This window comes from Cupriavidus sp. HY129, assembly GCF_059492215.1.
Map to the genome: position 1 here is coordinate 2,761,159 of NZ_CP083255.1, position 22,575 is coordinate 2,783,733.

The 22,575-nt window shown below is 63.8% G+C and carries 21 protein-coding genes; 14 read left to right on the forward strand and 7 right to left on the reverse strand.

The features are described 5' to 3' along the window. Position 1: 1 nt before the first annotated feature. The 4 genes from pcaDC to pcaH all read right to left on the reverse strand — a co-directional run bounded on the left by pcaDC (position 2) and on the right by pcaH (position 3,979). The gene (gene pcaDC / locus K6G35_RS28760; protein ID WP_008648020.1) at positions 2–1,180 is read right to left on the reverse strand and encodes a bifunctional 3-oxoadipate enol-lactonase/4-carboxymuconolactone decarboxylase PcaDC; all 1,179 of its coding nucleotides are present in this window, start codon (positions 1,178–1,180) and stop codon (positions 2–4) included. A 12-nt stretch (positions 1,181–1,192) separates the two neighbouring features. Next, positions 1,193–2,569 (reverse strand): 3-carboxy-cis,cis-muconate cycloisomerase, encoded by a 1,377-nt coding sequence (locus K6G35_RS28765; RefSeq protein WP_495677146.1) that lies wholly within the window; start codon positions 2,567–2,569, stop codon positions 1,193–1,195. Positions 2,570–2,691: 122 nt separating this feature from the next. Beyond that, complete coding sequence (pcaG, locus tag K6G35_RS28770; protein WP_035883169.1) at positions 2,692–3,261, reverse strand: protocatechuate 3,4-dioxygenase subunit alpha; 570 nt, start codon at positions 3,259–3,261, stop codon at positions 2,692–2,694. Positions 3,262–3,265: 4 nt separating this feature from the next. Beyond that, complete coding sequence (pcaH, locus tag K6G35_RS28775; RefSeq protein ID WP_008648003.1) at positions 3,266–3,979, reverse strand: protocatechuate 3,4-dioxygenase subunit beta; 714 nt, start codon at positions 3,977–3,979, stop codon at positions 3,266–3,268. A 105-nt stretch (positions 3,980–4,084) separates the two neighbouring features. Between pcaH and K6G35_RS28780 the strand changes: the two genes are divergently transcribed. From K6G35_RS28780 to K6G35_RS28810, 7 genes are all read left to right on the forward strand, one after another. Beyond that, the gene (locus tag K6G35_RS28780; protein ID WP_008647995.1) at positions 4,085–5,038 is read left to right on the forward strand and encodes a LysR substrate-binding domain-containing protein; all 954 of its coding nucleotides are present in this window, start codon (positions 4,085–4,087) and stop codon (positions 5,036–5,038) included. Positions 5,039–5,318: 280 nt separating this feature from the next. Next, on the forward strand, positions 5,319–6,698 hold the full coding sequence (locus K6G35_RS28785) for an aromatic acid/H+ symport family MFS transporter (RefSeq protein ID WP_035883164.1): 1,380 nt from the start codon (positions 5,319–5,321) through the stop codon (positions 6,696–6,698). Positions 6,699–6,825: 127 nt separating this feature from the next. After that, entirely contained in the window at positions 6,826–7,347 is a 522-nt protein-coding gene (locus K6G35_RS28790) for a shikimate kinase (RefSeq protein ID WP_008647986.1), read from the forward strand. A 276-nt stretch (positions 7,348–7,623) separates the two neighbouring features. Then, complete coding sequence (locus tag K6G35_RS28795) at positions 7,624–7,809, forward strand: hypothetical protein (RefSeq protein WP_008647984.1); 186 nt, start codon at positions 7,624–7,626, stop codon at positions 7,807–7,809. Positions 7,810–7,824: 15 nt separating this feature from the next. Then, positions 7,825–8,316: a type II toxin-antitoxin system VapC family toxin gene (locus K6G35_RS28800; RefSeq protein WP_035883162.1), complete on the forward strand. Its 492-nt coding sequence runs from the start codon at positions 7,825–7,827 to the stop codon at positions 8,314–8,316. Between the two features lie 98 nt (positions 8,317–8,414). Continuing rightward, a complete protein-coding gene (locus tag K6G35_RS28805; protein WP_152564888.1) occupies positions 8,415–8,768 on the forward strand; it encodes a cupin domain-containing protein in 354 nt (117 codons plus the stop codon). A gap of 23 nt (positions 8,769–8,791) precedes the next feature. Beyond that, a complete protein-coding gene (locus tag K6G35_RS28810) occupies positions 8,792–9,427 on the forward strand; it encodes an MliC family protein (RefSeq protein ID WP_035883157.1) in 636 nt (211 codons plus the stop codon). 126 nt (positions 9,428–9,553) lie between these two features. On the opposite strand, the gene K6G35_RS28815 is transcribed toward K6G35_RS28810, so the two are convergent. Together K6G35_RS28815 and K6G35_RS28820 are read right to left on the reverse strand one after the other, a co-directional pair. Continuing rightward, a complete protein-coding gene (locus K6G35_RS28815) occupies positions 9,554–10,609 on the reverse strand; it encodes a fimbrial protein (protein ID WP_234707021.1) in 1,056 nt (351 codons plus the stop codon). Positions 10,610–10,990: 381 nt separating this feature from the next. Then, positions 10,991–11,701, reverse strand: a complete 711-nt coding sequence (locus K6G35_RS28820) for an aspartate/glutamate racemase family protein (protein ID WP_008647977.1) — start codon at positions 11,699–11,701, stop codon at positions 10,991–10,993. A 195-nt stretch (positions 11,702–11,896) separates the two neighbouring features. On the opposite strand from K6G35_RS28820, the gene K6G35_RS28825 reads away from it, so the two are divergent. From K6G35_RS28825 to K6G35_RS28850, 6 genes are all read left to right on the forward strand, one after another. After that, the gene (locus tag K6G35_RS28825; protein WP_008647976.1) at positions 11,897–13,111 is read left to right on the forward strand and encodes an EAL domain-containing response regulator; all 1,215 of its coding nucleotides are present in this window, start codon (positions 11,897–11,899) and stop codon (positions 13,109–13,111) included. A gap of 239 nt (positions 13,112–13,350) precedes the next feature. After that, positions 13,351–13,860, forward strand: a complete 510-nt coding sequence (locus K6G35_RS28830) for a sigma-70 family RNA polymerase sigma factor (RefSeq protein WP_008647973.1) — start codon at positions 13,351–13,353, stop codon at positions 13,858–13,860. Next, a complete protein-coding gene (locus tag K6G35_RS28835; RefSeq protein ID WP_495676754.1) occupies positions 13,857–14,834 on the forward strand; it encodes a FecR domain-containing protein in 978 nt (325 codons plus the stop codon). The genes K6G35_RS28830 and K6G35_RS28835 overlap by 4 nt, the downstream gene beginning before the upstream one ends. A 95-nt stretch (positions 14,835–14,929) precedes the next feature. Further along, positions 14,930–17,395, forward strand: a complete 2,466-nt coding sequence (locus K6G35_RS28840; RefSeq protein WP_495676755.1) for a TonB-dependent siderophore receptor — start codon at positions 14,930–14,932, stop codon at positions 17,393–17,395. A 9-nt stretch (positions 17,396–17,404) separates the two neighbouring features. Beyond that, positions 17,405–18,115 (forward strand): hypothetical protein, encoded by a 711-nt coding sequence (locus K6G35_RS28845; RefSeq protein ID WP_008643828.1) that lies wholly within the window; start codon positions 17,405–17,407, stop codon positions 18,113–18,115. A gap of 73 nt (positions 18,116–18,188) precedes the next feature. Continuing rightward, the gene (locus K6G35_RS28850; RefSeq protein WP_008643829.1) at positions 18,189–18,419 is read left to right on the forward strand and encodes a DUF3820 family protein; all 231 of its coding nucleotides are present in this window, start codon (positions 18,189–18,191) and stop codon (positions 18,417–18,419) included. Positions 18,420–18,431: 12 nt separating this feature from the next. Here K6G35_RS28850 and K6G35_RS28855 read toward each other — a convergent pair whose 3' ends face one another. Then, positions 18,432–20,003 carry a glucan biosynthesis protein gene (locus tag K6G35_RS28855; RefSeq protein ID WP_193750033.1) on the reverse strand — a complete coding sequence of 524 codons (1,572 nt, stop codon included), beginning with the start codon at positions 20,001–20,003 and terminating at the stop codon, positions 18,432–18,434. 246 nt (positions 20,004–20,249) lie between these two features. On the opposite strand from K6G35_RS28855, the gene bglX reads away from it, so the two are divergent. Beyond that, entirely contained in the window at positions 20,250–22,574 is a 2,325-nt protein-coding gene (gene bglX / locus K6G35_RS28860) for a beta-glucosidase BglX (protein ID WP_495676756.1), read from the forward strand. The last annotated feature ends 1 nt before the right edge of the window (position 22,575 follow it).

Sequence of the window (22,575 nt, forward strand, 5' to 3'; positions counted from 1 at the left end):
ATCAGCCGCGCGCGCGATCCACTTCGGCAAAGACTTCTTCGGCCATGTGGAAGGCCGAGTTGGCCGCCGGCACGCCGCAATAGATCGCGGTCTGCAACAGCACTTCCTTGATCTCGTCGCGCGTGACGCCATTGTTGGCGGCTGCGCGGAGGTGCAGCTTCAGTTCCTCGGAACGGTTCAGCGCCACCATCATCGCGATCGTGATCAAGCTGCGCGAATGACGTGGCAGCCCTTCGCGCGTCCAGATCTCGCCCCAGGCATAGCGCGTGATCAGGTTCTGGAATTCCTCGTTCAGCGGCGTCAGCCGTTGCAGCGAACGGTGGACGTGCGCACTGCCAAGCACTTCCCGACGCACGGCGAGGCCCGCATCGTAGCGCGCATGATCGTCAGTCACCGGCAGGCGGCCGTTGATGAAGTCAAGCAGCGCGGCGGTAAAGCGCCCCGGCTGCTCTCGGTTCGAGAGATGCGCGGCGTGGAGCTCTATATAGATGGCCCCGGGAATGGCCGCGGCCAGTGCCCTGCCCTCTTCCGCAGTGGTCGACGGATCGTCGCTCCCGGCGATCACCAGCACGGGTACCGGAATCGTCTTGACCGCCTCGCGCAGGTCGGCATCGCGCACGGCGGCGCAACTCGCCGCATACCCACGCGGATCGAGCCCTGCCAGCACGGCACGCAGATCATCGAGCGCGCGTCCGGACGTGGCGACGAACGTCGGCGTGAACCAGCGGCCCAGCGATGCATCGACCATGCCGCCCAGGCCATCGCGGATCACCGCGTCGATGCGCGTGTTCCAGGACTCGGCCGTGCCGATCTTCGGCGCGGTATTGGCCAGCACGATCTTCGAGAAGCGTTCTGGCGCATACGCGCCGAGCCACATGCCAGTCAGACCACCCATCGAAAGGCCGCAGAACACGGCCTTGTCGATGTGAAGCGCATCGAGGATGGCCAGCACGTCGCGGCCCAATGTCTCCACCGTCAGCGAAGTCTCGGTGGTAGTGGATCGGCCGTGGCCGCGCACGTCGTAGCGCACCACGCGAAAACGGCCGGCCAGCGCGTCGGCCTGGGGCTGCCACATCATGTGATCGGTGCCGAGCGAGTTCGAGAAAACAATGACCGGTGCGTCTTCCGGTCCGTCGACGGTGTAAAACAGCCGGGCGCCGGCTTGATCGAGGTAAGGCAAGGGAGTCTCCTGTCAGGCCTGGTCTTGGTTCTCTTGGATATCCTGGTTCGCGCGCAGCGCCTGCCAGTTGGCAACGGCGGCATCGGCGAAACGTTCGGATTGTCCAGCGTACTGCGCGGGATCGCTCAGGCGGTCGAGCGCGGCGTCGTCGAGCAGCCCCGCGTGCTTCGGATCTTCGGCCAGCGTGCGGGCCAGCGCGATACGCAGCGTGGTGTCTTCCGCCACCGCGCGGCGCGAAGCTTGCTCCACGAGATGATGAGCCTGCAACCGGCCGATGCGCCGCCCCAGTTCGAGCATGGCTGCCTCACCGAGGATCAGGCCATGCGTGATATCGAGGTTCGCGCGCATACGGGCTTTATCGACCTGCAACCCGGACACGACGTCCGCCATCTGGCGCAGCGCGCCTGCCGCCAGCGTGACGATCTGCGGCAGCGTGTCCCATTCGGCCTGCCAGCCACCAAGCGCACGCTCATGTTCCTGCGTCATGCCCGCAAGCATCGTCGCCACCAGCGGTGGCACACGCGTAGCCGCGGTCAGCACCGCCGCGCATCCCACCGGGTTGCGCTTGTGGGGCATCGTGCTCGATCCACCACGTCCCGGGCCGGATGGCTCGGCTACCTCACCAACCTCGGTCTGCATCATCAGCGAGATATCGCGCGCCATCTTGCCCAGCGTGCCGGTCAACATGCCGAGCGCGGTGGCCACTTCGACCAGGCGATCTCGATGCGCGTGCCACGGCAGCGCGGGCACATCGAGTTGGAGTTCAGCGGCGAAGCGGGCCGCCACGGCTGCCGCGTCATCGCCCAGGCTGGCAAGGGTGCCGGCGGCGCCACCGAACTGGATCACGCGGGCCTGCGCCCGAACGTGGTCTAGCCGCATCAGATCGCGGCGCAAGGCATCGAGCCAGCCGCCGGCCTTGCAGCCAAACGTGGTGGGCAGCGCGTGTTGCAGCCATGTGCGTGCCACCATTGGCGTGGCGCGATGGGTCGCGACCAGCGTCGCGCAGGCATCGCCCGCACGCAGCAAATCGACGACGATCTCGCGCAGGGCATCGCGCAGTTGCAGCACGAGCGCGGTATCGATGATGTCCTGGCTGGTTGCGCCCCAATGCACGTAGCGGCCAGCGTCGGCGTCGCGCTGGGTGACTGCTGCAGTTAATTGCTTGACGAACGGGATGGCGAGATTGCCGGCGGATACCGCCGCCTGCGCCAGCGCCTCGAGGTCGATCACATCGACCCTGGCGCAGACTTCAGTAATGACGGCGGCGGCAGTGGCGGGAATCACGCCGCACTGCGCTTCGGCACGCGCGAGCGCGGCCTCGGCATCGAGCATCCGGCGTACGGTGCCAGTATCAGAGAAGACCTCGAGCACGGCGGGACTGCCGAACATCGGGTTGGTCAGGCGAGAAAGCGTGGGCATCGTCGGTGGGGGCAAACCGGTGGTAATGCGCCGATTGTCATGCAAAGCAGGGCACGGGGGAAACCCCCGCGCCCTGCTTGCAGTGCATCAGATCAGATATCGAAGAACACGGTCTCGCCCGCGCCTTGCAGCACGACGTCCCAGCGGTAGCTGTTCTGGCCATTCGGCTGCGCGATCAGCGTGGCGCGACGCTCGGCCGGCACCAGCGCCAGCACGCTGTCGGCGGCATTGGCCGCGGTTTCCTCGGGGAAGTAGATGCGCGAGGCGACGTGCTTGACCAGCCCGCGCATGAACACCGACACCATGATGTGCGGCGCCTGCGGACGGCCTTCCACGTCGGGCACGGCGCCGGGCTTGACGGTAACGAAGCGGAACGACCCGTCTCCCTCGGTCGGCACTCGCCCGAAACCGGTAAAGCCAGGGACCAGCCCAAGCTCGCGCTTGTCTTCCGGATGGCGATAGCGGCCAGCCGGATTGGCTTGCCAGATCTCGACCATGCCATCGGGCACGGGCTCGCCGTTGCCATCGATAACGCGGCCTTCGATCACGATGCGCTGCGCGGTCAGGTCGGGCGCGTCGGCGGTCAGGTCGGCGCAGTTCAGGCCGGTCAGGCCGATATGCAGGTAGGGTCCAACGGTCTGGGATGCGGTGGCGTACAGCATGGCCTTACTCCATCGGCGTGGCATCGCGGCCGCGCAGCACGATATCGAAACGGTAGCCGAGCGCGTACTCGGGGGCGGTGTTTTCCCAGTCGAAGGTCGAGATCAACCGATTGCGTGCCTTCTCGTCCGGCACGCAGTTGAAGATCGGATCGAACGGCAGCAGCGGATCGCCGGGGAAGTACATCTGCGTGACCAGCCGCGTGGCATACGCGTTGCCGAACAACGAGAAATGGATGTGCTGCGGCCGCCAGGCGTTATGGTGGTTGCGCCATGGATAGGCGCCCGGCTTGATCGTCTTGAACTGGTAGCGGCCGTCGGCATCCGTGATGGTGCGACCCTGGCCCGAGAAGTGCGGGTCGAGCGGCGCATCGTGCTGGTCGCGCTTGTGCACGTAACGGCCGGCGGCGTTGGCTTGCCAGACCTCGATCAGCGCATTCGGCACCGGGCGTCCGTTTTCATCGAGCACGCGGCCTGTCACCAGGATACGTTCGCCGATCGGCTCGCCACCGTTGCCTACGGTCAGGTCGTTATCGCCCTCACTGACAAACTCGGGGCCGAAGGTCGGGCCGGTGACCTCGGAAAGCGATTGCGGCAAGGCGATCAGCGACTGGCTCGGCGAGCGGAGTTGCGTCGAGGCATACGGATCGAAACGGTACTCGGGCTGGGTGTTCCAGTACGGCCGACGGTACTGGTCCGGGCGGGCGGAGCGTGGGGGCATCGCGCTGTCTCCGTGGTGGCGTTGTGTGAGCGAATGGGCTCGACTGTATTCAACGGCATAAGTCATGTAAATTGAGTTTTTACGCAATTTGAATGATTTTTTGTTATGCATGGTAGCCCGACGTCACGTGAAGCCCGCATCGACACGTTCCGCAGCCGGATCCGGCTACGCCATCTGCATTGCTTCGTCACCGTGGCGCAAACCCAGCATCTGGGCCGGGCCGGGGAGCGCCTCGGCCTGACACAGCCGGCCGTCTCCAAGACGCTGACCGAACTCGAGGAACTGGTCGGTGCCCGGCTGCTGGTGCGGCAGCGAGCAGGCACGGACCTGACCGCCGCCGGAATGCGCTTTCTGCGCCAGGCGCTGCGCGTGCTCGAAGACCTCGACGCCGTGGCCGACAGCCTGACCGGCGCTGACGCCGCGCGGCAGGAGCGCATTCGCGTGGGTGCGCTGCCGAGCGTCGTCCCGGCTTTGCTGCTCGAGGCGGTGACTGACTTCCGCGCGAATCATCCGGAAGTCGGACTCGCGGTGCAAAGCGGCATGAACCGGACGCTGATCGACCTGCTCAAGGCTGACGTGCTCGATGTGGTGATCGGCCGCATGGACGACCCCGCCGCGATGGAGGGGCTGTGGTTCGAATCCCTCGCAGCCGAGCCGCTGGTGCTGGCCGTGCGGGCGGGCCACCCGCTTGCCGGCAATGCTCGCCCGACGATGCGGGACGTGCTGGCCTGGCCGATGGTGGTGCCGGCGGTGGGCTCGATCCCGCGTCACAGCACCGAGAGCCTGCTGGCGCGACACGGGTTCGCCTTGCCGGCCGGCTGTCTGGAAACGGCCGATGGCTATCTGGGCCAGCTCGTGACGCTGCAAGGCGACAGCGTCTGGGCGGCACCGCTTTCGGCCACACACCGCGCCGTCGCGGCCGGCGAACTGGTGCTGCTGTCCTTCGACACGCAAGGCACCGAAGAGCCGATCGGATTGCTCCGCCGGAGCGATCGCACACTCGAACCGGTGGCGGAAGCATTCGCCGATACGATCCGCCGCATCGCGGCGAGTCGATAGGGTTACTGGCGGCACTTGCTACCGGCCCGCGCGGCTTTTTTCCGGTATCCCGCATTCCCCGCATGCCCTTTTCCGAAGCGGTGTCGCGGCGGATGCGCGGGTTCCAGCCAACTGTGTCTTGCGGGTTTACGCCGATATTTCGCGCGCCAAAACGCTGCGTATGATCCGTTCCTATTGAGAACAGTGGTTCGCCTTTAGAACAATAAAGGCGAAACGGCCGCGTCAAACGCCCGTCAGAAATGCGAGAGCGGTCGCCGACAGATCCGAAACGGAGACAATCATGTCCCATGCCCCGCACTCAGCAACCGGTACGCTGGACGTCCAGTCGCTCATCGACAGCCAGCGCTTCTCCGCCTATCAATGGCTCATCCTGGTCCTATGTTTCCTTATCGTCGCCGTAGATGGCTTTGACACGGCGGCCATGGGCTACGTTGCACCGGCCCTGGTACAGGATTGGGGTATCGAGAAATCGTCACTTGGCCCCGTCATGAGCGCAGCGCTGTTCGGCCTGGCCTTCGGCGCGATCTTCGCGGGGCCAATGGCCGACCGGGTCGGCCGCAAGAAGGTGCTGGTGCTGTCCGTGTTCTTCTTCGGTGCCTGCAGTCTGGCCACGGCTTTTGCGCCGACGATCTGGTGGCTAACTGTATTGCGATTCCTGACCGGCCTCGGCCTGGGCGCCGCCATGCCCAACGCAGTAACGCTGATGTCCGAGTACGCGCCAGCGCGCCGCCGCGCGGTACTGGTCAACACAATGTTCTGCGGCTTCCCGCTGGGGTCGGCGGCCGGCGGCTTCTTCGCGGCGGCGATCATCCCGCAGTTCGGCTGGCATAGCGTGCTGGTCTTCGGTGGCATAGTGCCGCTGGTGCTGGCGGTGGTGCTGGTGACCACGCTGCCGGAGTCGGTCCGCTACATGGTCGTGCGCCAGTACCCCGCCGATCAGATCCGGCAGGTGCTGGCGCGCGTGACCGGCGCCCGCGTGGACAGCGCGAGCGCCTTCACGATCAGCGAGGCCGCGCCCGCGTCGTCGTCGGCCATTGGCACCGTGCTGGCGCCGCGCTATCGATTGGGCTCGACCATGCTGTGGCTCACCTACTTCATGGGGCTGGTGATCTTCTACCTGCTGACGAGCTGGATGCCGACGCTGATGAAAGACGCCGGATTCTCACTGCAGCGTGCGTCGTTCCTGACCGCCCTGTTCCCGCTTGGCGGCGGCATCGGCACCATCGCGGCCGGCTGGTTCATGGACCGATTCAATCCGAACAAGGTCATCGCCATTACCTACGCCCTGACCGGCGTGCTGATCTATGCGGTGGGCCAGGTCGCCAGCGGCGATCAGGTGGTGCTGGGCGTGTTGATCTTCCTGGCCGGCACCGCGATGAATGGGGCTCAGTCGTCGATGCCGTCGCTGGCCGCCGCGTTCTATCCGACGCAAGGCCGCGCGACCGGCGTGGCATGGATGCTCGGCATCGGACGATTCGGCGGCATCACCGGCGCACTGCTCGGCGCCGAGCTGTTGCGCCTGCACCTGGGCTTCGACGTCATCTTCACGCTGCTGGCGATCCCGGCGTTCGCCGCCACTGCCGCGCTGGTCGTCAAGCATGTGGGCGCCCGGGGCGCGGCCCCCCTCGACACCGGCGGGGCCATGGTGTCCGGACACTGAGCCCGGCCGCGTCGCCCCGGGCGCCGGTGAAGTTGCCCCATACGTGCTACCGTTCAGAGGTACCAGTGTCCAGCGCGCGATCTTGGATCAGCAAACCTCCGGAGACAATCTCTTCTTCATCGGCTTCATGGGCGCCGGCAAGACGACGGTCGGGCGCGCCGTGGCGCACGAGCTCGGCCGCCCGTTCTTCGACACCGACCACGAGATCGAGACGCGCTGCGGCGTGCGAATTGCCACGATCTTCGAGCTTGAGGGCGAGGAAGGCTTCCGCCAGCGCGAGTCGCGCGTCCTGGATGAACTGACGCAGCGCAGCGGGATCGTGCTGGCCACCGGCGGGGGCGCGGTACTGCGTCCGGAGAACCGCGCCATGCTGCGCGCGCGCGGCCAGGTGGTCTACCTCGACGCCACGCTGCCCGAGATCTGGCGCCGCACGCGGCGCAACCGCAACCGTCCGCTGCTGCAGACCGACAATCCGCGCGCGCGGCTCGAGGCGCTGTTTTGCGAACGCGACCCACTGTACCGCGAGGTTGCCCACATCGTCATGCCAGCCCATGGCGGCAGCATTGCCCAGGCTGCCGCCAATGTCCTGGCACAGTTGGGCCTTGCGCCTCCCGATGCCTTCCCACACGCACGAAATGACCACTCATGACCAATAACTCAAGTGAGTTATTGGTCCGCAAGCTACTCTGGATGCACACTTGCCGGGGGTCAGTCGACACGACCCTGAAACGACTTGGCAACTCTTGCTGCCCCGGCGATCCCGCGCGCCGGGGTATTTTCTTTTGCGGCGCCGCTTCTGCCGACAAGGGCCGACTCGATTGCCCTGTATCAAACTTCATAGCTCTCGGCACAGACGGACACAACTTTCCGCCCCGCCGTGGTGCACGATGGCGACCTCTTCAACGACTCAGCAAGGAGGTCCACCATGGAGATGACACACCACCCCGACACGCAATGCCCCAACCGGGCGACAGATGGTCAATGCGCCGTCGAAGCGCAGGACCAGCCCTCGAACCCGGAAGCCACGCAGCCCAACTCCCTTGCCGCGTTCATCCTGGCGATTCCTCCCGGCGACGCCAGCGATGAACGGGATTTCGCGCGAGTCCAGTGATCGGAGCGACCGAGCATGTATCTGGTCGACACCAACATCATCAGTGAGCAACGCAAGCGCGCCCGGGCGAACCCGGGCGTACTCGCATTTTTCGAGGATGCCGCCGCCAATGGTCGCGAGATTTTTCTCTCAGTCATCACGCTTGGAGAACTGCGACGCGGCGTGGAGCTCAAGCGCTTTCGCGGGGACCACAGGCAATGCCAGGTCCTGGATGACTGGGTGCTGGCGGTACACCGGCGCCATACCCGGAACATCCTCGGCATCGATGCGCAGATCGTCGAACTCTGGGGCCATCTGAGCGTGCCAGACACGCAAAACTCACTCGATAAGCTGATCGCTGCCACAGCGCTGGTGCACGGACTGACAGTCGTAACGCGCAACGTCCGGGACTTCGCGAACACCGGCGTCCGAATCCTGAACCCCTTCAGCGACGTGCCGTCCGTGCGACGGGTTCTCGCTTTATGCCCACGCCTATTCCGCGGGCGATCCCAGGCGGCACAGTGTTGAGTCAACGAAGCGGCCGGCCATGAGACTACACTTACAGTTTCTACGCCGTATTTACCGCTTCCTCTGTGAACTCCACAACTCAACCCTCTCTGCCAGCCTTGACCGACTTCCTGGGCCGTCCGGTGCCCAGCCACGACAATCCGCGGCCGGACCGGCTCGTGAAAGGCAACCCTGATCGCACCACCTGGACGCACTACAGCGCCGCTCAGGGCGACTTTGACTGCGGCATCTGGGCGTGCGAGCCAGGCGCTTGGCGCATCGCCTTCCCCGCTGGCAAGGAAGAGTTCTTCCACGTCATCAGCGGCCGCTTGCGCATTACCAGCCTGGCCGGCGAGGCCCGTGAGTTCGGGCCCGGTGACGCCTGTGTGATTCCCGCCGGATTCGAGGGCGTGTTCGAGGTGATCGAGCCCGTGCGCAAGCATTTCGTCGTTATCGATCGCAACGTCCGTTGATTTCATTCTCAGGAGACCGTGCCATGCCCATCCGTCTATCCGTCCCGACCGTAGCACTGGCAATGCTCGGCACCACCGGCGTGGCACTGGCTGTCAGCCCAAGCTTCGATTGCGGGAACGCCAAAGGACAGGTAGAGCAATTGATCTGCAAGGACGATACGTTGGCACGACTCGATCGCGAAACCACTCGGCTCTACGGACTGGCGCTCGACGCCCGGTCATTGCCTGCCCCACAGAAGAAAACGCTTCTGGCGGCGCAGCGCGGCTGGATCAAGGGCCGCAACGACTGCTGGAAAGCCAGCGATGCCGGGGTCTGCGTCACTGCCAGCTATCTGGAGCGCATCCACGAACTGCGCCACACCTATGCTGGCGCTCGCACGCAGGACGACAAGGGCATCAGCCGCGGCCCATTCGATATCCGCTGCCCAGACATCAAAGCCGTGATCGCCGGCACATTCGTGCAGACGGAGCCGGGATTCGCCTATCTGCGCTGGCTCGATCAACAACTGGTACTAACGCAAACGCCTGCGGCTTCAGGCGCGCGATATGCGGCCACGACCGGTAATGGTGAAGCAGTGTTCTGGGACAAGGGGCCGGATGCCCAGCTAACGCTGCCCGGCAAGGCGGAGATGAGCTGCCGCGTAGGCATAAGAGACTGACGAGTACGGGGACCACGAATCACCGGGTCCAGTCAACGGGCCCAAGCGGGCTCTCGGAGCGATTGCACCCAAGACGTGCACGCGCTCCGTTCATGGCCAGACAATCAGAGACGCCCTGCTCGTACCCTACTCGTACACCATGGTGAAGACCGAAGCTGCGTTCGCTCGCCCGCCTCTTACGGGCTCGCCAGTCAGAATATATCGTCCACCAAAACTGTAGGTACTTGCACCATCTGGCACCCGCGCTGTCAGCAGCACCGGCGTCCGCAGTTGCAACGGTGCTCCAATCGAATTCAGTAATTGCACGCCTACGCCCGAGGCATTCGATTGGCCGGGTGTGAGGCCAATGATATTGGGCTTTCCAACCAACGTCGTCACTGGATCAAATTGGATAGACGTCCTCGGCCCTGCAACGCAATTCATGGTCAGCCGGAACGGTATCGTGGGCCCGTAAGCGCCAGCCTCATGCCCACTGAATCCGGTTGGATAGGCAACCTCTCGCATATTGACGCTTACATTTCGGGAGCCCGCAGCAACCGAACAGGAACGCGTATTCATTGTTCCCACAATGCTGACTTGCGTGAGACCCACGCTATTGCTTGCGCCATCGGTTGCGGATACCCGCAACTCGCCTCCAACAAATCGAAGTGCTCCCGCCTGCCAGTTTGGCGCCGTCTTGATGACTTCCACGCTTACATGCAGATAGCCTGTTCCATATGCGGGGGACGAGTCTATCGGCTCATTCTGCAAGTTTGCGATGATCGTAAGCGGGAGAGGGGTCGTACTGGTGGGTGTGCCGTAATACGATCTATAAGTCCAGATCGAGATCCGCACGCCAACGCCCGTCAAATTCGTGGGGTAAACATTCCTGAACCCTGGCACCGGCGCACCTGGCATCGAGAAACGGACGTATGCCTTGATCCGATTATTTGCAGTCTGGGAAGATTTGCACCAGCCGGCATTGTGACCGCCATAGGTATCCCAGGCTCCAGAAACGGCGTAAATCGCCGATCCAACGGGCACAGGGTTGGCGGTACTTTCAGAAACAGTGCCAAGATTAATATTCATAGTGGCCGTTGGTGACGCCGAGGTGCACCAGGAGGCCATGGCAGGAGACCAGACCGAAAACAGGAGCACTGATGCCAGCCAACAGTTTTTCCAATTTGAGGCGAGTATTTTCATCAGCGCAACCCCGAACATTCCGAATGACAAACGTACGTCTGCATACGTTAAGGCTGCACACAATGCCACAAGGGCTCGCCCCCCTCCATCGCAGTTGCCCGAATATTTGACTGATACCCACAAGCGACAAGCATCACGCTCAAGCGATACAAGCCGCGCTGCCTTGCGGTGCTCAGGGCAAGAAAATGCCTCAAGTCGCAGGACAACTTGAGGCAAGGGAAACATGGCTAAAGGGAGTTACTCCTGGCAACAGCGATATCCACGCCATTCGGCGCGGACAGGTCCGAGATTAAGATGCCCCTGACGCAACAACATGGAAAACGTTCGACCCCGGGCGACAAGTCCATGCTGGAGCGTCGCAACTATCCCGGCAAAGGTGCCTCAGGCCACCTGGCCACCCTCCCCGGCTGCAAGCGCCACCGCTGCCATGGCATGTAGCTCGGTCGTATCGAATGTCGGCAATGCCGAATCCTCGGGCTTGATCAGCAACGTGATCTCCGTGCAGCCGAGAATCACGCCCTGCGCACCACCGGCCTTCAGCGATTCAATGATGCGCTGATAGACGGCGCGCGATTCACTCCGCACGACACCATGACAAAGTTCGTCGTAGATGATGTCGTGCACAAGCGTGCGGTCATCCTGATCCGGTATCACGACCTGGATACCATGGCGCTGCTCCATTCGGGCGCGGTAAAAATCCTGCTCCATGGTAAATCGCGTGCCGAGCAGGCCAACCCGTTCGATACCGGCACGACGCAGCGCGTCCGCGGTCGGGTCGACGATATGCAGGAACGGCACGTCGAGCACGGCTTCGATAGCGGGTGCCAGCTTGTGCATCGTGTTCGTGCAAAGCACGACGAAATCGGCGCCACCGGCTTCGACCTGGCGTGCCGCCTGCTGCATCTGGCTTCCCAGGTCCTCCCATCGCTCCGCATGTTGTAACGTCTTGATCTCTTCAAAGCAGACAGTGACCATGACGCTACGGGCGTTCCTGTGTCCGCCCAGGCGGGCCTTCATCCCCTGGTTGATCAGCCGGTAGTACTCGGCCGACGACTCCCAGCTCATGCCGCCAATCAGTCCTATTGTTTTCATCCTGCGCATCCCTTTGCTTTCATCTCCGCTCAAGCATGGACGAATCGCCCCCGATTGCCGTGGAGAAACCTCTGCATTTTCTCCGAGAAACCTCGGATCGAATGGCGTTACCTCTGCCAATATGGCCTGTCCTTTCTCATAAAGCTCCGTAGAATTCAAGTACTTCGTTCTCCACCTGCCATCGCAGAAAGCCCCATGCCCGCCCAATTCGAAGCCCTGCGAGTCCTGATCGTCGAAGACCATCCGTTCCAGCGCGCGGTAGCCGGCCACTTGCTCCATCGTCTGGGTGCCATGAATACCCACGCGGCAGCAGACGGACGCGAGGCGGAACAGGCATTGCGCGAACAGGCGTTCGACCTGGTCCTCTGCGACATCGATATGCCCAACTGCAACGGACCGGAACTGATGGCGCGGCTGACCCGCGATCGCGAGCACGCGTTCTTTGGCACGCCGCCGACTTGGGCATGGACCAGCAGTCTGGCACCAGACATCCTCGATTCGCATCGCGCCTTCGCCAGCGAGCACGTTTTCCCGCGCGTGTACGCGCTGGCCAAGCCGCTGCAATTGATAACGCTTCAGACCATTCTGGAAGAGGTCGCAGCCAGCAAGTACGTGCTGAATATGGCGAACCACAACGGGCCAACCGACGACGAGTTGCGTGATCTGGCCTGCCACCCGGACGCGCTCGTCTTCATGCTCCAGCCGCAGTTTCACATTGCGACCGATCGCCTTGCTGGCGCGGAAGCGCTTTGCCGCTGGCAGCATCCGAGACTGGGCCTGATACCGCCCACGCTCTTCATCCCCCGGCTCGAGGCGCTGGACGCGGCCGATGTGATCTTCCTCACCGCGATCGATCGATGCCTTGCGGCTCTGATTATTCTGTCCAAGGCCGGCATTACCGTGCCAATCAGTGTCAATGCGTCGGCGCAGACGCTCTGTCGGCCTGGCCTCGTGGAGCGGCTCGAAAGCGTGGTCGCCGCAAGCGGCGTGCCGCGCGCGCGGCTGACGCTCGAATTGACCGAGGAAGCCACTGTTCGGGATCCTTTCGCGCTCGGCATCGCGCTCAATCGCTTGCGGCTGCTCGGCTACCGCATTGCTATCGACGACTTCGGTATCGGCATTGCCACGCTGAAACTGCTGGCGGACCTTCCGTTCACGCAGATGAAGGTGGACAAGTCATTTGTCAGCCAAATGCTGGCCGGCAACCAGCGCGCCACGATCTGCCGCAGCATCATTCGGCTGGCCAATGATCTCGGCATGGAGTGCGTAGCCGAAGGCGTGGAAACGCCTGCGCAGTGCGCGGCGCTTCGCGCACTCGGGTGCGATATCGGCCAGGGATATCTGTGGGCACCACCCGAGCCCATCGACGTGTTTCTCAATGCCGCGCCTGGCCGTTATGGACAGGGATGATTGCCGCGCGCTGGCGCGCCCTCCCGCCACCCTGAAGCACCGGCCTTGACAGCACTCGAGAGCGCTTTAACCATCTTTCTTCGATTCACCTCCTGTGCCCCCCAGGCGCAGCCAGACACTCGGCGTGGTAGCTACGCCACTCCGAGCATTGCATGACATCGCGGCAATCCATACAATAACGATTCTCATTTACAAACAAGCTCACCTCCGCCGGCCCGTCGGGCGACAAGGAATGGACGATGGCCGCCGACGCTGGTCCACATCACGATATCCAAGCGCTCTACAGCGGCCACCATCGCTGGCTGCTCGGCTGGCTGCATCGCAAGATCGGCTGCTGGCACCGCTCCGCCGATCTCGCGCATGACACCTTCATACGTTTGCTGGCGCGTGAGGAAGCCCTGGCGATCGCCGAACCCCGCGCGTTCCTGACGACCGTCGCCCAACGGGTGCTGGCCAATCAGTGGCGGCGCGAGAAGCTCGAGCAGGCGTATCTGGAAGCCCTCGCCAGCCGGCCGGCCGCACTGACTCCTTCCGAGGAAGAACGCGCGATCCTGCTGGAAACCCTCAACGACATCGCTGAACGGCTCGACGGATTGCCTGTGGTAGTCAAGCGCGCGTTCCTGATGGCGCAGCTCGAAGGCCTGAGCCAGGCCGATATTGCATCCGCCTTGCGAATCTCGGTGACGACGGTCAAGCGCCATCTGGTTCGCGCCGGCGCGCAGTGCTACTTCGCGATGTCCCTCGCATGAGCGCGCAAGATCTGGGGATACCACCGCACGTGGCACGCGCCGCAGTGGAATGGCTGGTAACGCTGCAAGGCAGTGAAACGGATGAGGCATCCCACGCCGCGTGGCGCCATTGGCTCTCTCAGCATCCCGATCACGCGCGCGCCTGGGCGCGAATCGAGGCAGTGAATGCGCGATTACGCGACGTCGCATCGCCACTGACCACGGCCGTCGCGCACGCGGCGCTGACTCCGCCGCGCTCCGCGAGTCGCCGCCGGGCCGTCCAGGCGCTAGTGGTTGCCTTCACCGGCGGCGCGGCAGCATGGGCTGCGCGAGATCACGCGCCGTTGCAGGACTGGCTGGCCGATGTCCATACGGCCGTGGGTGAGCAACGTCTTCTGTCGCTCGCGGACGGCACGCAGGTCAGACTCAATACCGATACCGCCATCGATATCGCCTTCACGTCCACCGAACGGCGCGTTGTCCTGCGACGTGGCGAGATCCATGTCCAGACAGCCCCGGATCGACACTGGTCATCGCGCCCATTCATCGTCGCAACCGCCTCGGCCACGCTGCGCCCAATGGGCACCCGATTCGCGGTGCGCGTATCGGGTGACGCCGGCTGGATTGGTGTCACCGAAGGCGCCGTCGCGGTTCGGCCACAGGCAGACCCTACGGGCGGACGCATCATCGCCGCAGGCAAGCAGGCACGATTCACCCCGACGAGCGTCGATGCCCCCACGCCGCTACCCGAGAGCGATACCGCCTGGACCGACGGCATGATCGTCGCCACGGACATGCGCCTGGCGGATTTCCTCGCCGAGGTCGACCGCTATCGACCTGGGCGGCTGCGCTGCGCGCCAGACGTAGCGGATCTGCGCGTGTCAGGCACCTTTCCGATAGCGGATACCGATCGCATCCTCGATGCCCTTCGCACCGCCCTGCCCGTGCGCATCCAATTCCTGACGCGCTACTGGACAACGGTCCTTCCCGCCTGATTTTTCGTTTTTTCCGCCAAGGAGTGGTCTGTTCTGGATTCTCGCGTGACATAGGAGATGAGTCCTACTTTCACGCCTCTCCCGCCGTCGAATCCATGCCATCCCGAATCCTGGCGCTGCCGCGCCGCCGCTCCACCGTTGTTCTGAAACACACGCTCCTGCTGGCCGCCCTATACGGCGCCGGCGCCCTGTCGGCCATCGATGTCATGGCACAGGGCACGTCCACGCAGGCGACGTCGTCGCTTCGCACCTTTGACATTCCTGCCGGGCCGTTGCAGGCCACGCTGAATCGCTTTGGCCGCGAAGCCGGCATCCTGCTGGCATTCACGCCCGAACAGGCCGCCAACCACCAGAGTCCGGGCCTCCGGGGCCAGTACAGTGTGCGCGACGGACTCGATACGATCCTGCAAGGCACCGGCCTCGCCGCGTCGCCACAGGCCAACGGCAGCTACGTGCTGACACGCAAGGTCACCCAGGCCGAGAGCCAGCCCGCCACCGATGGCCACGTGGCCGCGCTGCCGCCTGTCACGGTCAGTGCCGACGCCGAGAGCTATCGCGCGCCGCCCACCACATCGGTGCTTCGGTCGGACGTACCGTTGCTGGATACCCCGCAGGCCGTCAATGTCGTGCCGGCGCAGGTCATGGCCGACCAACGGCCACGCAACCTCGACGACGCCGTCAACAACATCAGCGGCATCACGCAGGGCAACACGCTGGCCGGCACGATGGACGCCGTCATGAAGCGCGGCTTTGGCGACAACCGCGACGGCTCCATCATGCGCAATGGCATGCCGCTGGTACAAGGCCGCAGTCTCAACGCCAATGCCGATAGCGTCGAAGTACTCAAGGGACCCGCGTCACTGCTCTACGGCATCATGGATCCGGGCGGCGTGATCAACATCGTTAGCAAACGCCCGTCGCTGCAGCGTTCCACCTCGCTCTCGCTGTTGGGCACCACCTACGGGCATGGCAAGAACGGCGCAGGCGGCACGATCGACACCACGGGCGGCATTGGCACCACCGGACTGGCCTACCGGCTGGTGGCCGACTACGTCGACGAATCGTACTGGCGCAATTTCGGCGAGCGCCGCGAGACGTTGATCGCGCCTTCGATCGCCTGGTATGGCCAGGACACCCAGGTCAATCTGTCGTACGAGTACCGCAAGTTCCTCTATCCATTCGATCGCGGCACGGCGCTTGATCCGCGCACGATGGCACCGCTGCCGATTCCAAGCCGCCAGCGCATCGACGATCCGCTCAATGAAATGCATGGCGAATCGCACCTCGCGCAACTGACCGTCGACCATCAGTTCAATACGGACTGGCGGGCCCATTTCGGCTACAGCTACAACCGCGAAGGCTATGACGCCGGCCAGTTGCGCAATACCGGGCTGAACCCCGTCACTGGCGCCGTCATTCGCCGCAACGATGCCACGGACGGCGCGTTGAGCACCGACAGCTACGGCGTGGCGTACGTCAGCGGCAATTTCCGCGTGGCCAGCTTGCGCAACGAACTGCAGCTGGGCATGGACAGCGAATACCGTCGCGTCTATCGACAGAACATGCTGCGCCAGAAGGCTGCCGCACCATTCAACTTCTGGAATCCGGTCTATGGCCGCGAGACGCCATCCACCACGATATCAGCGAGCGACAGCGACCAGACCGACACCCTGCACGCCACGTCGCTGTTCTTCCAGGACAGCCTGTACCTGACGGACAAATGGATCCTGGTCGGCGGCGCACGCTACCTGAGCTACAGCCAGGTAGCCGGACGCGGCCGACCGTTCGTCACGAACACGGATATCTCGGACCAGAAGTGGCTGCCGCGCGCCGGCATCGTCTACAAATGGACGCCGGCGCTTTCCCTCTACGGTAGCTATACGCAATCGCTGAAGCCGAATTCGACGATCGCACCGCTCAGCGGTGGCGCGGTGATCGACGCGTCGATCGCCCCGGAACAGGCCCAATCCTGGGAACTCGGTGGCAAGGTCGATCTGGCCAGCGGGCTGAGCGGCACGCTGGCGCTGTTCAACATCGACAAGCGCAACGTGCTCGTCTCGCAGTTCAACCCGACCACCGGACTGACCGACTGGCGCACATCGGGGCGCGCACGATCGAGCGGCGTGGAACTCGACGTAACCGGCCAGATCGGCCGGCGCTGGAACGTGATTGCCAGCTACGCCTATATCGACGCCAAGACCACCGAAGACCCCAAGTACGCCGGCAACCGGCTCTGGAACGTTGCGCAGCACACGGCCGCGCTGTCGGCGGTCTACGACTTCGGCGAAATTTTCGGGGGTGACCGCCTCCGGCTCGGCGGTGGCGCGCACTACGTCGGCAATCGTCCCGGCGATTCGGCCAACAGCTTCTGGCTGCCAGCCTATACGGTGTTCGATGCCTTCGCCACGTACGAAACGCGGGTCGGCGGGCAAAAGATGCGTATGCAGCTGAACGTCAAGAACCTGTTCAACCGCGTGTACTACCCGTCGGCGGTCAACCAGTATGCAGTCGCCGTCGGCGACCCACGTCAGGTCACGTTGCTGACCACTTTCGAGTTCTAAGGATTCACGATGCCAGTTTCCCTGCTCCGCCGCACGCTTACGATCGGCGCCATGCTCGCTACTTGCGGCATGGCGTCCAATACCCTTGCGGCCACCGCGTCGCGCGGCACCGTCGCGCTGGTCATGCAAACCAATGGGCCGAATGCCGACGTCGACCAGAATATCCGCCTCCACCTGGAAGGACGCGGATTCACCGTCAGGATGCTGAACCAGGACACCCCGGCATCGAACGCAGGTGACGTCCGCCTCGTGATCCTGTCGTCAACGATCTCCGCGAAGCAGGTCGGCGCGGGCTGGCGCGAATTGGCGGTGCCGCTGCTGACCTGGGAGGGCGACCTGCTGGACGATCTGGCCATGACAGGCAAGCATCTGGACACTGATTACGGCGAATCCCGACGCGAGCGCTTTGTGTGGCTGGTCAACGCCCCACATCCCGTCGCGGCAGGGCTGCCGGCTGGCGCCACGAACGTGTATCGGAAACAGGCGGCGATGAACTGGGGCAAGCCCGGACTCGGCGCCAGCATCATCGCCACGCTCTACGGGCAGCCCGAGAAAGCGGCGATCTTCACCTACGAGAAAGGGGCAACGATGGACTACGAGTCGCTTGCGCCCGCCCGTCGCGTGATGTTCTTCCTCGGCAACGATACGTTCACGAACCTGTCCGGCGCGGGCATCAAGCTATTCGATGCCGCGATCGACTGGGCGACGGGAGACAGGTAGCGCGGTCAGCCAAGGCTGGCAGGCCGCTGCCGGCGCTACAATGCGCGCTCGACCATTCCCGGAGATCGCCATCATGTTGCCGGACAGCGAATCCCTACTCCTGCTCGTGACACGCGAAATGCCCTTCGGCAAGCACAAGGGCACGCTGATCGCCGACCTGCCGGGCAACTACCTGAACTGGTTTGCCCGGGAGGGCTTTCCTCCGGGGGAAATCGGCCGTCTGCTGGCACTGATGCACGAGCTCGACCACAACGGCCTGGCCCATCTGCTCAAACCATTGCGGGCACAGATGGGCCGCCGCTGACACTGGCTACGCCTAGCGCACCGTCTGTCCCGACACGACCTGATTCACCGTGTCGGGCGGAATCTGGTAGCTCCAGGTCTCGCTAAGCACCTTGCCGTTCGATACCAGCGCCTCGCGCATTTCCACCACCTTCTTCGGGTCCTTGACCTTGATGCGCAGCGTCACACGATAGCCCTTGGTCACGGGATTCGGCTGGATCACATTCTCGATCACTTCCGCGTTGTCGCTGACGCTGAACGACGGCTGCACCGGCGTGTTCGGCGGCAGATTCGCCAGCACCGGGCCTTCAAAGTCGATCACGAATCCAAGGCTGCCGTCGAGATGGCGAATCAGGTTGGCCTGCGTGATCTCGCCCGCAGTCCGCATCGTCTGCTTGACCCATGCAAGGTCTTTCGCAAAGATCGCGCGCTCGTCCATGGTCCAGTGCATGGTGTAGTCGGCGCGAATCGGCTGCCCCTTTGGCGGCAGCTGGTCCGGCGTCCAGAACGCGACGATGTTGTCGTTGGTCTCGTCAGGCGTGGGAATCTCCACCAGTTCGACCTTGCCCTTGCCCCAGTCACCCTGCGGCTCGATCCACGCGCTCGGGCGCAGATCGTAGCGGTCCTTCAGGTCTTCGTAGGCCGAGAACTCCCGCCCGCGCTGCAACAGGCCAAAGCCGCGCGGATTGTTGACTGCGAACGTGCTCAGCGCCACGTGCTTCGGGTTGTTCAGTGGCCGCCACAGCCATTCCCCGTCTCCGGTGTGGATGGCCAGGCCATTCGAATCGTGCAACGCCGGGCGGAAGTTGTTGGCGTCGCGCTGCTGGTTCGGCCCGAACAGGAACATGCTGGTCAGCGGAGCGATGCCAACCTTCGTCACCGGGCCACGCATGAAGACGCGCGCCTGCACCTTGAGTGTCGCGTCCTCGGCCGGATGGAGTTCGAAGCGATAGGCGCCCGTGGCGCTCTTCGAATCGAGCAGCGCGTAGAACACGACTCGCTTGTCCTGCGGGTTCGGCCGCTCGATCCAGAACTCGCGGAAGGCCGGGAATTCCTCTGGCTCGGACAGACCCGTATTGATGGCCAGACCACGGCTCGACAGGCCATAAACCTGCCCCTTGCCGATCACGCGGAAATAGCTGGCGCCAAGCACGCTCATGACCTCGTCGAGCTTGTCGGCCCGGTTGACCGGATACAGCACGCGAAAGCCGGCATAGCCCAGCTTGTTCGTCGCCGCGCGGTCCAGCTTCAGATCGCCGAAGTCGAAGCGGCTTGCGTCGTAGCGAATCTCCTGGACCTTGCCGCCGACGATTTCGCTAATGCGGACCGGCGAGCTGAATTGCATGCCCTGGTGATAGAAGCCCAGGCGGAACGGTGTGCCCTGGTCGTTCCAAGCCAGATGATCCAGCTTCGGCTGGATCTTGATGTAGTCGGCGAACTGCATCTGGGCAAACACCGGCGGCAGGTTGCTGACCGGCGCCGCATAAGGCTGCTCCGCCAGTTTCTTGGCACGCGCGGTCACGTCGTCGAGCGAAAAGGCATGGGCGGCCGGCGACACGCCGACAAGGCACCCGGCAAACACAAGCCCCGGCAAGAGAAGTTTCATCCTGTTACGCAAAGACGCGGCAAAGACGGCAAGAACCACAAAACCCTCCAGGTACAGACATCGATCAAAGGCCACAAGATTGCCAGTGTATGGCGTATAAGGCTGTAGACTTGCGGCGCAGTTCACAAAAATAACCCATTTCGCCTGACTAGCCTGTCAGACACATGGCGACAGCCGGGTCATCCTCCGTGCCGCATTATTGCCGGACGAGGCTACGGCAATCCGCCCATCAGAGACAAAAGCAACATGCGAATGCTTTCCATGCTGGCCCTCGCGGCTGGCTTTGCCTGCGCGCCCTTGATTGCGCCAACCTCCGTTTCGTCAGCCTACGCGGCGGACGTCCATGCCACCAGCAAGTCCGACAAGCAGGCGCTCATCGCCGATCTGATCGGCCGGATGACGCTCGACGAGAAGATCGGCCAGCTCCGCCTGATCAGCATCGGGCCCGAGATGCCACAGCCGCAGCTCATCAAGGAAATCGCGGCAGGCCGCGTGGGCGGCACGTTCAACTCCATCACGCAAGCGGAGAACCGCCCGCTGCAGAATGCGGCAGTCACGCAGAGCCGGCTGAAGATTCCGATGTTCTTCGCCTACGACGTGGTCCACGGTCATCGCACCGTGTTCCCGATCAGCCTTGGCCTGGCATCGAGTTGGGATATGGATCTGGTGGAAAAGACCGCGCGGATTTCAGCCGTAGAAGCCGCCGCAGATGGCATCGACGCCACGTTCGCGCCAATGGTCGACATCTCGCGCGATCCGCGCTGGGGCCGCACCTCGGAAGGATTCGGCGAGGACCCGTATCTGGTATCGCAATGCGCGCGCGCAAGCGTCAAGGGCTTCCAGGGCACGTCCCCGGCCAATGCCGACAGCCTGATGGCCTTCGTCAAGCATTTCGCGCTGTACGGCGCAGTAGAGGGTGGGCGTGACTACAACACCGTGGACATGAGCCTGCAGCGCATGTACCAGGACTACCTGCCGCCCTACCGCGCGGGTCTGGACGCGGGCGCCGGCGGCGTGATGATCGCGCTGAATTCGATCAACGGCCAACCCGCCACGTCCAACAGATGGCTGCTGCGCGACCTGCTGCGCAAGGAATGGGGCTTCAAGGGCGTCACGGTCAGTGACCACGGCGCGATCGACGAACTGCTGCGCCACGGCGTGGCCAGCAACGGCCGCGAGGCCGCTAAGCTGGCCATCGAAGCCGGTGTCGACATCAGCATGGCGGACACGCGCTATCTGGAACAACTGCCGACCCTCGTGAAATCGGGTGCCGTGCCGGTAGCGCTGATCGACGATGCCGTGCGCGAGGTGCTTGGCGCGAAGTACGACATGGGCCTGTTCGCCGACCCGTTCCGCCGTATCGGTGTGGCGGCCCAGGACCCGGCCGATGTCGACGCGGAGAGCCGCCTGCACCGTGCCGAAGCACGTGAGGCCGCCCGCAAGTCCATCGTGCTGCTGGAAAACCGCAACCAGACGCTGCCGCTGCGCAAGTCAGGCAAGGTGGCCGTGATCGGCCCGCTGGCCGACGCGCAGATCGACATCCTGGGTAGCTGGTCCGCTGCGGGCAAGCCTCGTCAATCCGTCTCGCTGCTGCAGGGTATGCGCGACGCGCTGGCCGGCAAGGGCGAGGTGATATACGCGCGCGGCGCCAACGTGACCGACGACGCCCGCGTGGTCGGCTATCTGAACTTCCTGAACTGGGACAGCCCCGAGGTGGTGCAGGACAAGCGCTCGCCGGGAGAGATGATCGACGAGGCGGTACGCGCGGCACGCGATGCCGACGCGATCGTCGTGGCCGTGGGTGAGTCGCGCGGCATGTCTCATGAAGCCTCGAGCCGCACGAGCCTGTCGCTGCCGGGCAGCCAGGAGGCACTGCTCAAGGCGCTGAAGACCACCGGCAAGCCGCTGGTGGTGGTACTGATGAACGGCCGCCCCCTGACGGTCAACTGGGAGAAGGACAACGCTGACGCGATGCTCGAGACCTGGTACGCCGGTACCGAAGGCGGCCACGCGGTCGCGGACGTACTGTTCGGGGACGAAAACCCGTCGGGCAAGCTGCCGGTCTCGTTCCCGCGCTCGATCGGCCAGATTCCGACGTACTACAACCACCTGCGCATTGGCCGGCCGTTCACGCCAGGCAAGCCGGCCAACTACACATCTCAGTACTTCGAGGAAGAATCCGGCCCGCTCTACCCGTTCGGCTACGGTCTGAGCTACACGACGTTCAGCGTGTCCGATATCCGGCTGTCGAGCTCGAAACTGGCCCGCAACGGGACGATCAACGCCAGCGTGACCGTGAAGAACACCGGCAAGTACGCCGGGGAAACGGTAGTGCAGTTCTACGTGCAGGACGTGACCGCATCGGTCGTGCGCCCGGTCAAGGAACTCAAGGGATTCCGCAAGGTGATGCTCGCGCCCGGCGAATCGCACGCGATTGAATTCCCCGTCACCGAGGACACGCTCAAGTTCTATAACGCGCGCCTCGAATACGTGGCCGAACCGGGCGATTTCAATCTTCAGATCGGCCTGGATTCAGCCTCGGTGCGCGAGGCGCGATTCACGCTGGAGTGAG

Bases quoted from the DNA above. Each gene is read 5' to 3' on its own strand.
- K6G35_RS28765 (WP_495677146.1), bottom strand. From the start codon at position 2,569: ATGTTCGGCAGTCCCGCCGTGCTCGAGGTCTTCTCTGATACTGGCACC.
- pcaG (WP_035883169.1), bottom strand. From the start codon at position 3,261: ATGCTGTACGCCACCGCATCCCAGACCGTTGGACCCTACCTGCATATC.
- pcaH (WP_008648003.1), bottom strand. From the start codon at position 3,979: ATGCCCCCACGCTCCGCCCGCCCGGACCAGTACCGTCGGCCGTACTGG.
- K6G35_RS28780 (WP_008647995.1), top strand. From the start codon at position 4,085: ATGCATGGTAGCCCGACGTCACGTGAAGCCCGCATCGACACGTTCCGC.
- K6G35_RS28785 (WP_035883164.1), top strand. From the start codon at position 5,319: ATGTCCCATGCCCCGCACTCAGCAACCGGTACGCTGGACGTCCAGTCG.
- K6G35_RS28790 (WP_008647986.1), top strand. From the start codon at position 6,826: ATGGGCGCCGGCAAGACGACGGTCGGGCGCGCCGTGGCGCACGAGCTC.
- K6G35_RS28795 (WP_008647984.1), top strand. From the start codon at position 7,624: ATGGAGATGACACACCACCCCGACACGCAATGCCCCAACCGGGCGACA.
- K6G35_RS28800 (WP_035883162.1), top strand. From the start codon at position 7,825: ATGTATCTGGTCGACACCAACATCATCAGTGAGCAACGCAAGCGCGCC.
- K6G35_RS28810 (WP_035883157.1), top strand. From the start codon at position 8,792: ATGCCCATCCGTCTATCCGTCCCGACCGTAGCACTGGCAATGCTCGGC.
- K6G35_RS28815 (WP_234707021.1), bottom strand. From the start codon at position 10,609: ATGAAAATACTCGCCTCAAATTGGAAAAACTGTTGGCTGGCATCAGTG.
- K6G35_RS28820 (WP_008647977.1), bottom strand. From the start codon at position 11,701: ATGAAAACAATAGGACTGATTGGCGGCATGAGCTGGGAGTCGTCGGCC.
- K6G35_RS28825 (WP_008647976.1), top strand. From the start codon at position 11,897: ATGCCCGCCCAATTCGAAGCCCTGCGAGTCCTGATCGTCGAAGACCAT.
- K6G35_RS28830 (WP_008647973.1), top strand. From the start codon at position 13,351: ATGGCCGCCGACGCTGGTCCACATCACGATATCCAAGCGCTCTACAGC.
- K6G35_RS28835 (WP_495676754.1), top strand. From the start codon at position 13,857: ATGAGCGCGCAAGATCTGGGGATACCACCGCACGTGGCACGCGCCGCA.
- K6G35_RS28840 (WP_495676755.1), top strand. From the start codon at position 14,930: ATGCCATCCCGAATCCTGGCGCTGCCGCGCCGCCGCTCCACCGTTGTT.
- K6G35_RS28845 (WP_008643828.1), top strand. From the start codon at position 17,405: ATGCCAGTTTCCCTGCTCCGCCGCACGCTTACGATCGGCGCCATGCTC.
- K6G35_RS28850 (WP_008643829.1), top strand. From the start codon at position 18,189: ATGTTGCCGGACAGCGAATCCCTACTCCTGCTCGTGACACGCGAAATG.
- K6G35_RS28855 (WP_193750033.1), bottom strand. From the start codon at position 20,003: ATGAAACTTCTCTTGCCGGGGCTTGTGTTTGCCGGGTGCCTTGTCGGC.
- bglX (WP_495676756.1), top strand. From the start codon at position 20,250: ATGCGAATGCTTTCCATGCTGGCCCTCGCGGCTGGCTTTGCCTGCGCG.